The 9,173-nt window shown below is 68.7% G+C and carries 6 protein-coding genes; all 6 read left to right on the forward strand.

The features are described from left to right. Nucleotides 1-398 precede the first annotated feature (398 nt). The 6 genes from aceE to QH283_RS12330 all read left to right on the forward strand — a co-directional run bounded on the left by aceE (nt 399) and on the right by QH283_RS12330 (nt 8,992). Entirely contained in the window at nt 399-3,296 is a 2,898-nt protein-coding gene (aceE, locus tag QH283_RS12305) for a pyruvate dehydrogenase (acetyl-transferring), homodimeric type (protein WP_432420717.1), read from the forward strand. Nucleotides 3,297-3,340: 44 nt separating this feature from the next. Continuing rightward, nucleotides 3,341-4,639, forward strand: coding sequence for a PucR family transcriptional regulator (locus tag QH283_RS12310; protein ID WP_280503141.1), 1,299 nt, complete (start codon nt 3,341-3,343; stop codon nt 4,637-4,639). A gap of 128 nt (nt 4,640-4,767) precedes the next feature. Beyond that, on the forward strand, nt 4,768-5,697 hold the full coding sequence (locus QH283_RS12315) for an ACP S-malonyltransferase (RefSeq protein WP_280503136.1): 930 nt from the start codon (nt 4,768-4,770) through the stop codon (nt 5,695-5,697). A gap of 156 nt (nt 5,698-5,853) precedes the next feature. Continuing rightward, nucleotides 5,854-6,153 (forward strand): meromycolate extension acyl carrier protein AcpM, encoded by a 300-nt coding sequence (gene acpM / locus QH283_RS12320; protein ID WP_280503137.1) that lies wholly within the window; start codon nt 5,854-5,856, stop codon nt 6,151-6,153. A 10-nt stretch (nt 6,154-6,163) separates the two neighbouring features. Then, the gene (locus tag QH283_RS12325; protein ID WP_280503138.1) at nt 6,164-7,414 is read left to right on the forward strand and encodes a KasA/KasB family beta-ketoacyl-ACP synthase; all 1,251 of its coding nucleotides are present in this window, start codon (nt 6,164-6,166) and stop codon (nt 7,412-7,414) included. Nucleotides 7,415-7,558: 144 nt separating this feature from the next. Beyond that, the gene (locus tag QH283_RS12330; RefSeq protein WP_280503139.1) at nt 7,559-8,992 is read left to right on the forward strand and encodes an acyl-CoA carboxylase subunit beta; all 1,434 of its coding nucleotides are present in this window, start codon (nt 7,559-7,561) and stop codon (nt 8,990-8,992) included. Nucleotides 8,993-9,173 lie beyond the last annotated feature (181 nt).

Consider the following 9,173-nt stretch of genomic DNA (forward strand, 5'->3'; position numbering starts at 1 on the left):
GGGGGAAGCGCGCCCCGGGGGGGGGGGGGGGCCGGGGGGGGCGGGGCCGGTGGGCCCCGCCCCCCACGACGGTGCCCGCCACCACGGCCGCGGCCGAACAGGCCAGCCCGATCCGACGTGGAATCAACAGCTTCATCGATGTCTCCCCTGCTCACGGTGGCGGCTGCGCATGGTGGCCGATGGAGCCCGGCGATCGAGTCCTGCTGCCGGGGCAACTGGGCAGTAACCCATTTTCTGCAGACGGTACTTGATTTCCTGCTGCCATGATGCTTCGGGACGCACCTTCGGGAAGGATGGAGGTGCGACCGACCTGGCGCATCGGGCGAATTCGCACACCAGCGGATCGTCCACGGATAACGAAGCACATCCGCTTTTCCACACCTGCACGAGGAGCAGATTTGACCGACCTCATCGACTCTTCCGTTCCGGCGAAATCCACCGGAACCGATGCCGCCGCCCCGGGCGGGGCCGCGGCGCCCGCCACGGGCGAACGCGTGCGGGTGATCCGCGAAGGAGTGGCGTCGTACCTACCCGACATCGACCCGGAGGGCACCGGCGAATGGCTGGAGTCGTTCGACACGATGCTCGAGCGGGAGGGGCCGCAGCGCGCCCGCTACCTCATGCTCCGCCTGCTCGAGCGCGCGGGCGAACGGCACGTGTCGATCCCGGCGCTGACCTCCACCGACTACGTCAACACCATCCCGACCGAGAACGAGCCGTGGTTCCCCGGCGACGAGGAGGTCGAGCGGCGCTATCGGGCGTTCATCCGGTGGAACGCCGCGATCATGGTGCATCGCGCCCAGCGCCCCGGCATCGGCGTCGGCGGCCACATCTCCACCTACGCCTCCTCGGCGGCGCTGTACGAGGTGGGCTTCAACCACTTCTTCCGCGGTAAGGACCATCCCGGCGGCGGCGACCAGATCTTCATCCAGGGCCACGCCTCGCCCGGCATCTATGCCCGCGCCTTCCTCGAGGGCAGGCTCAGCGCCGAGCAGCTCGACGGCTTCCGCCAGGAGTACAGCCACGGCGGGCTCGGCCACGGCCTGCCCTCCTACCCGCACCCACGGCTGCTGAACAACTTCTGGGAATTCCCGACCGTGTCCATGGGCCTGGGCCCGATGAACGCGATCTACCAGGCGCGGTTCAACCACTACCTGCACGACCGCGGCATCAAGGACACCTCCGACCAGCACGTGTGGGCCTTCCTTGGCGACGGCGAGATGGACGAGCCGGAGTCGCGTGGCCTCGCGCACGTGGCGGCCATGGAGGGGCTGGACAACCTGACCTTCGTGGTCAACTGCAACCTGCAGCGCCTGGACGGCCCGGTCCGCGGCAACGGCAAGATCATCCAGGAGCTGGAGTCGTTCTTCCGTGGCGCCGGCTGGAACGTCATCAAGGTGATCTGGGGCCGGGAGTGGGACGCGCTGCTGAGCGCCGACCGCGACGGCGCGCTGGTGAACCTGATGAACACCACCCCCGACGGCGACTACCAGACCTACAAGGCCAACGACGGCGCCTACGTGCGCGACCACTTCTTCGGCCGGGACCCGCGCACCAAGGCGCTGGTGCAGAACATGAGCGACCAGGAGATCTGGAACCTCAAGCGCGGCGGTCACGACTACCGCAAGGTGTACGCGGCCTACGCGGCGGCCATGGCGCACAAGGGGCAGCCAACGGTCATCCTGGCCAAGACCATCAAGGGCTACACCCTCGGCAAGCACTTCGAGGGCCGCAACGCCACGCACCAGATGAAGAAGCTGACGTTGCAGGACCTCAAGGATTTCCGCGACCTGCAGCGCATCCCGATCAGCGACGCCGAGCTGGAGAAGGATCCGTACCGTCCGCCGTACTACCACCCCGGTATGCAGGCGCGCGAGATCCAGTACATGCTGGACCGGCGCAAGGCGCTCGGCGGCTTCCTGCCCGAGCGGCGCACCACGGCGAAGCCGCTGACGCTGCCGGGCGACGAGGCCTACAAGTCGGTGCGCAAGGGCTCGGGCAAGCAGAACGTCGCCACCACCATGGCGCTGGTGCGGCTGATGAAGGAGCTGTTGCGCGACAAGGAGATCGGCAAGCGCATCGTGCCGATCATCCCCGACGAGGCACGGACCTTCGGCATGGACTCGTGGTTCCCGTCGCTGAAGATCTACAACCGCAACGGGCAGCTCTACACCTCGGTCGACGCGGAGCTGATGCTGGCCTACAAGGAGAGCACCGTCGGGCAGATCCTGCACGAGGGCATCAACGAGGCGGGCTCGACGGCCTCGTTCACCGCGGCGGGCACCTCCTACGCCACACACGGCGAGCCGATGATCCCGCTGTACATCTTCTATTCGATGTTCGGCTTCCAGCGCACCGGCGACGGTCTGTGGGCCGCGGCCGATCAGCTGGCGCGTGGCTTCGTGCTCGGCGCGACCGCCGGGCGCACCACGCTCACCGGTGAGGGCCTGCAGCACAACGACGGTCACTCGCTGCTGCTGGCCTCCACCAATCCGGCCGTGGTGACCTACGATCCGGCCTTCGCCTACGAGATCGCCCATATCGTGCGCGACGGCCTGCGCAGGATGTACGGCGGCGGCAAGCCACAGGCGCATCCGAGCGCGCTGCCGGGCACCGAGCCGGTGGAGCGTGCGGACGACACCTTCGGCGGCGAGGACGTCTTCTACTACATCACCCTCTACAACGAGCCCTACCAGCAGCCCGCCGAGCCCGCGGACCTGGACGTGGCGGGCCTGCTCAAGGGCATCTACCGCTACAAGGCCGGCGGCGAGGGCGAGCTGCGCGCCCAGATCCTGGTCTCCGGCGTCACCGTGCCCGACGGTGTGCGGGCGCAGGCGCTGCTGGCCGAGGAGTGGGGTGTGCAGGCGGACGTGTGGTCGGTGACCTCCTGGGGCGAGCTGCGCAAGGAGGCGCTGGTCAAGGAGATCGCCGCGCTGCGCGATCCGGGCGCCGAGCCCGCCGTGCCCTACATCACCGAGGTCCTCTCGCGGGCCGACGGCCCGTTCGTGGCGGCGACGGACTGGATGCGGGCGGTGCCCGACCAGGTGCGCCAGTGGGTGCCCGGCGAATTCATCACCCTCGGCACCGACGGCTTCGGCTTCTCCGACACCCGTCCGGCCGCGCGCAGGCGGTTCAACGTCGACGCGCAGTCGATCGTGGTGGCGGCGCTGATCGGCCTGGCGAACGCGGGCCGGATCGACCGCGCGAAGGCCGTGGAAGCGGCGCAGAAGTACCGCATCTGGGATGTGGATGCCGCGCCGAAACCGGCCGTGGGTTCGGAGGACGATCTGGCATAGCGCAACATTGGAGGGTGGACCGTAAACCGCCGCGGCCGAGACGGATCTCGGAAGGCTCCTCCGAGCACGAGGTCTATCTGCCTACCGGAGCCCTCTCGCCGAACCGCCAGACCCGTGACCCGCTGCCGGACACGCTGCTCAAGAGGGTGAAGCAATTCTCCGGGCGGCTGTCCACCGAGGCGGTGGGCTCGATGCAGGACCGGTTGCCGTTCTTCGCCGATCTGGACGCCGCGCAGCGCGCGGGCGTGCAGATGCTGGTGCAGACGGCGGTGGTGAACTTCCTGGAGTGGTTGCAGGACCCGGAGAGCGACATCCGGTTCAGCCTGGACACCTTCCAGGTGATCCCACAGGATCTGGCGCGGCGGCTGACGCTGCGCCAGACCGTGGACATGGTCCGGGTGGCCATGGAGTTCTTCGAACAGTGGCTGCCCGCCCTGGCGCGCAACGACCGGCAGCTGGTCGCGCTCACCGAGGCGGTGCTGCGATACGGGCGCGAGCTCGGATTCGCCGCCGCCTCGGTGTACGCCAGCGCCGCCGAGTCCCGCGGCGCCTGGGACACCCGCCTGGAGGCGCTCGTCGTCGACGCGGTGGTGCGCGGCGACACCGGCCCGGACATGCTCTCCCGGGCCGCCACCCTCAACTGGGACGCCACCGCGCCTGCCACCGTGCTGGTGGGCACCCCACCCGGCGGGCACGGCGTGTCCGCGGTCGGGGCGGTGCACAACATCGCCGCCCGCCACGGCCGTGCCGCGCTGGCGGTGGTGCAGGGCACCCGGCTGGTGATGGTGGTCAGCGGCAATCTCGGCGATCATCACGCCAGTCCGTTCCTGTCCGACCTGCTGGCCGAGGTGTTCTCCGACGGCCCGGTGGTGATCGGCCCGACCATGCGCACCCTCGGCGCCGCCCACACCAGCGCGGTGGAGGCGCTGGCGGGCATGGAGGCCGTGGTGGGCTGGCGCGGGGCACCGCGGCCGGTGCACGCCTCGGAGTTGCTGCCCGAACGGGTGCTTCTCGGCGACAGGGGTGCGGTGGAGGCGTTGAACGAGTATGTTGTCCTCCCGTTGGAGGCGGCCGGATCGGCGCTGTCCGACACTCTCGATGCCTATCTCGATTGCGGTGGCGCGGTGGAGACCTGCGCGCGTCAGCTGTACGTACATCCAAATACGGTCCGGTACCGATTGAAGCGAATCGCCGAGATCACCGGCCGTGATCCGCTCAATGCGAGGGATGCGTACGTGCTCCGCATCGCCGCGACCATGGGTCGTCTGACACGAATGCGTAACGAAACGTCCCAATCCACCTCAGGTATCTCTCTGGAAACACACGAGCCCGAAGGCTTGTAACGGACGGATCGTTCTGTTCGATCGGGCCGGTCCACGTGGGTTTTTGTAGAACCCCCACAAAAGCCGTTCCAAACCTTCATTCGGCCCGACATCTCGTGCGGCGGGGCTCACAGTGTTTTCTTAGAGACGTGATCGCGTTGTTCGCCCCTGGACAGGGGTCCCAGACACCCGGCATGCTCGCCCCCTGGCTCGATCTCCCCGGTGCGAGTGATCGCCTCGCCCTGTGGTCCAAGGCCTCCGGCCTGGATCTGGTTCGTCTCGGCACCACCGCGACGGCCGAGGAGATCGTCGACACCGCGGTGACCCAGCCGCTGGTCGTCGCCGCCGCGCTGCTCGCCTACGCGCAGATCGGCGAGGGGTCAGGCGAGACGGATCCGCTTCCTGCCGATACGATCGTGGCCGGGCATTCGGTCGGCGAGTTCGCCGCCGCCGCCGTCGCCGGGGTCATCACCCCCGACGAGGCCGTCACCCTCGCCGCGATCCGCGGCGCGGAGATGGCGAAGGCGTGCGCGCTGGAACCGACCGGCATGTCCGCCGTGCTCGGCGGCGACGAGGCCGCCGTACTGGCTCGTCTCGAGGAACTCGATCTGGTGCCGGCCAATCGCAACGCGGTCGGTCAGATCGTGGCGGCAGGCAAGCTGGACGCGTTGGCCGAGCTGGCCGCGAATCCGCCGGAGAAGGCACGGGTGCGGGCGCTGCCGGTAGCGGGCGCCTTCCACACCGCCTTCATGGCTCCGGCCCAGGACGCGGTGGCCGAGGCCATCGCGCGGATCACGCCCGGTGAACCCACCAGGACCCTGCTGTCGAACTTCGACGGCAAGCCGGTGGCCTCGGGTCGTGACGCGATCGACAAGCTCGCCGCCCAGGTAACCCGGCCGGTGCGCTGGGATCTGTGCTCCGAGACGGTCCGCGCCGCCGGTGTGTCGGCGGTGGCGGAGCTGCCGCCGGCGGGAACGCTGGTCGGCATCGCCAAACGAGAGCTGAAGGGCACGCCGACGCTGGCGTTGAAGACCCCCGAGGACCTCCCCGCCTTCGCGGCGCTGGGGAACTCCGGCTAGCTTTCCACCGCGACCGTTCGCCGTAATGACGCCCGGTCGTGACCGAATCGTCGGTAATAGCCGGCGGTCGCGGTCCGAAAACCACATAGAAGCCCCCGGATATGAATCCCCTCCCGGGGGACACGCCTTACCGAGAAACTAGAAGGGAGCCACGAAGTGGCCGCTCTGACCCAGGAACAAATCGTCGAGGAACTCGGCAAGATCATCGAAGAGGTGACGGGTATCGAACCCTCCGAGGTGACGCTCGAGAAGTCCTTCGTCGATGACCTGGACATCGACTCGCTGTCCATGGTCGAGATCGCTGTGCAGACCGAGGACAAGTACGGCGTGAAGATCCCCGACGAGGATCTGGCCAGCTTGAAGACGGTCGGAGACGCTGTCTCCTACATCCAGAAGCTCGAGGCCGAGAACGCTGAGGCGGCCGCGGAGCTCAAGGCCAAGTTCGACGGCGAGTAGGGCCGAAACAGTGACCACTCCTTCCACCTTGAATGGGAATTTCCCCAACGTCGTCGTGACGAGCATGGCGGCTACCACGTCGATCGCGGGCGACGTCGATGCGACGTGGAAGGGACTCCTCAACGGCGAGAGCGGCATCGAGGCTCTCGAGGATTCCTTCATCGAGGAATACAACCTTCCGGTCCGCATCGGCGGCCATCTGAAGGTGAACCCCGACACCCTGCTCACCAGGGTGGAAATCCGTCGCATGGCGTATGTCGAGCGACTCGCGACCGTACTCGGTCGTGAGGTGTGGAAGAACGCGGGCAGCCCCGAGGTCGACCCCGACCGGCTGGCCGTCGCGATCGGCACCGGACTCGGTGGCGGCGATGCCCTGATCGACTCGGTCGACAAGCTGAAGAACGGTGGCTATCGCAAGATCTCGCCGCTGGCTGTTCAGATGGTCATGCCGAACGGTCCGTCGGCCTGCGTCGGGCTCGAGTTGAAGGCCAGGGCAGGAGTGGTCACTCCGGTCTCGGCGTGCTCGTCCGGTTCGGAAGCCATCGCGAACGCGTGGCGGATGATCGTGATGGGTGATGCCGACATCGTCGTCACCGGCGGCGTCGAGGGCTACATCGACGCGCTGCCGATCGCCGCGTTCTCCATGATGCGTGCCACCAGCAGCCGCAACGACGATCCGAAGGGCGCCTCGCGTCCCTTCGACAAGGATCGCGACGGCTTCGTCTTCGGTGAGGCGGGCGCCCTGATGGTGCTCGAGACCGAGGAGCACGCCAAGGCTCGCGGCGCGACCATCCATGCCCGCCTGCTCGGCGCGGGCATCACCTCCGACGGCTACCACCTGGTCGCCCCCGACCCGGAGGGCACCGGCGCGGCCCGCGCGATGACCCGCGCGATGCAGTCCGCCGGCCTGAGCAAGCAGGACATCACCCACATCAACGCGCACGCCACCGCCACACCGATCGGTGACACGGCGGAGGCCAACGCGATCAACAAGGCGGTGGGCAACCACCCCTCGGTGTACGCGCCCAAGTCGGCGCTGGGTCACTCGATCGGCGCGGTCGGCGCGCTGGAGTCGATCCTCACCGTCATGAGCATCCGCGACGGCATCGTTCCGCCGACTCTGAACCTGGAGAACCAGGATCCCGAGATCGACCTCGACGTGGTGAAGGGCGAGGCCCGCCACCAGAAAATCGAATACGCGATCAACAACTCGTTCGGTTTCGGTGGGCACAATGTTGCCCTCGCCTTCGGTCGCGCATAGTCGCTCGATCGACAGCTCAACGATCCCGGTGGGGTCGGCCGATGAACAGCGGCCTGCACCCCACCGGGTTTTTCGAATCCACGGTCTTTTCGGCCATCTGCCGCGACCCGCGGCACACACTCTTTCTGATGAGGAGAAAACGCGATGACGATCATGGCACCCGCGTTTACACCGGAGACAGCGACCGACCCTCGTGATCCGATGGGCCGGCTCCAGCGCTTCTTCGATCCGGGCACGGTGCTACCGCTGCATCCCCGCGACAAGTCCGGCGTGCTCGCCGCCATCGGCGAGGTCGACGGCGTGCGCACCGTCGCCTACTGCTCGGATGCGATGGTCATGGGCGGCGCGATGGGCGTCGAGGGCTGCAAGCACATCGTCGACGCGATCGACACCGCCATCGATTCCGGCATCCCGGTGGTCGGCCTGTGGCACTCCGGCGGCGCCCGGCTCGCCGAGGGTGTCGAGGCCCTGCACGCGGTCGGCACCGTCTTCGAGGCCATGGTCCGCGCGTCCGGCCTGGTCCCGCAGATCTCGGTGGTGCTCGGCTTCGCCGCGGGTGGCGCGGCCTACGGTCCGGCGCTGACCGACATCGTCATCATGGCTCCCGAGGGCCGGGTCTTCGTGACCGGTCCCGACGTGGTCCGCACCGTCACCGGTGAGCAGGTCGACATGGCCACCCTCGGCGGCCCGGAGACCCACGGCAAGAAGTCCGGCGTGTGCCACATCGTCGCCGACGACGAGGCCGACGCCATGCACCGTGCCCGCAAGCTGGTGTCGATGTTCGCCGAGCAGGGCGAATTCGACATGGTCGCCGCCGAGCACGGCGACGTCGACCTCAAGGCTCTGCTGCCGGAGTCGGCCAAGCGCGCCTACGACGTCAAGCCGCTGGTGCACGAGCTGCTCGACAACGTCGACGGCGAGTCCTCCTTCGAGGAGCTGCAGGCGGGCTACGCGCGCAGCATGGTGGTCGGCCTCGGCCGCCTCGGCGGTCGCACCGTCGGCGTGCTGGCCAACAACCCGCTGCGCCTCGGCGGCTGCCTGAACTCCGAGAGCGCCGAGAAGGCCTCGCGCTTCGTGCGCCTGTGCGACGCCTTCGGCATCCCGCTGATCGTCATCACCGACGTGCCCGGCTACCTGCCCGGCGTCGGCCAGGAGTGGGAGGGCGTGGTCCGCCGCGGCGCCAAGCTGCTGCACGCCTTCGCCGAGGCCCGCGTCCCCCGCGTGACCCTGGTGACCCGCAAGATCTACGGCGGCGCGTACATCGCCATGAACGCCCGCTCGCTCGGCGCCACCGCGGTCTACGCCTGGCCCGGTTCCGAGGTGGCCGTCATGGGCGCCAAGGCCGCTGTCGGCATCCTGCACAAGAAGGCGCTCGCGGCCGCTCCCGAGGAGGAGCGCGAGGCGCTGCACGAGCGTCTGACCGCCGAGCACGAGAAGATCGCGGGTGGCGTCGACCGCGCGCTGGCGATCGGCGTGGTGGACGAGGTCATCGACCCGGCCAAGACTCGCAGCGTCATCGCCGCCGCGCTGGCCGCGGCTCCCTCGCGCCCCAGCCACCACAAGAACATTCCGCTGTGACGCGGCGCCACGCTCAGATCAGGGCTGTGAACTGAGCCGAAGCGGATCGCACGGCGAGGGACCGCCCCCGGCCACCATACGGGGGCGGTGGGGTTTTGGTGGGGGCCCCCGGCCGGGGGGGGGGGTGGGAAGGGGGATGGGCGGAGAGGGTGTAGCCCCCGCGCCCGGGTGGGTGACCCGC

It is taken from the genome of Nocardia farcinica (assembly GCF_029867845.1).
GTDB lineage: Bacteria > Actinomycetota > Actinomycetes > Mycobacteriales > Mycobacteriaceae > Nocardia > Nocardia farcinica_A.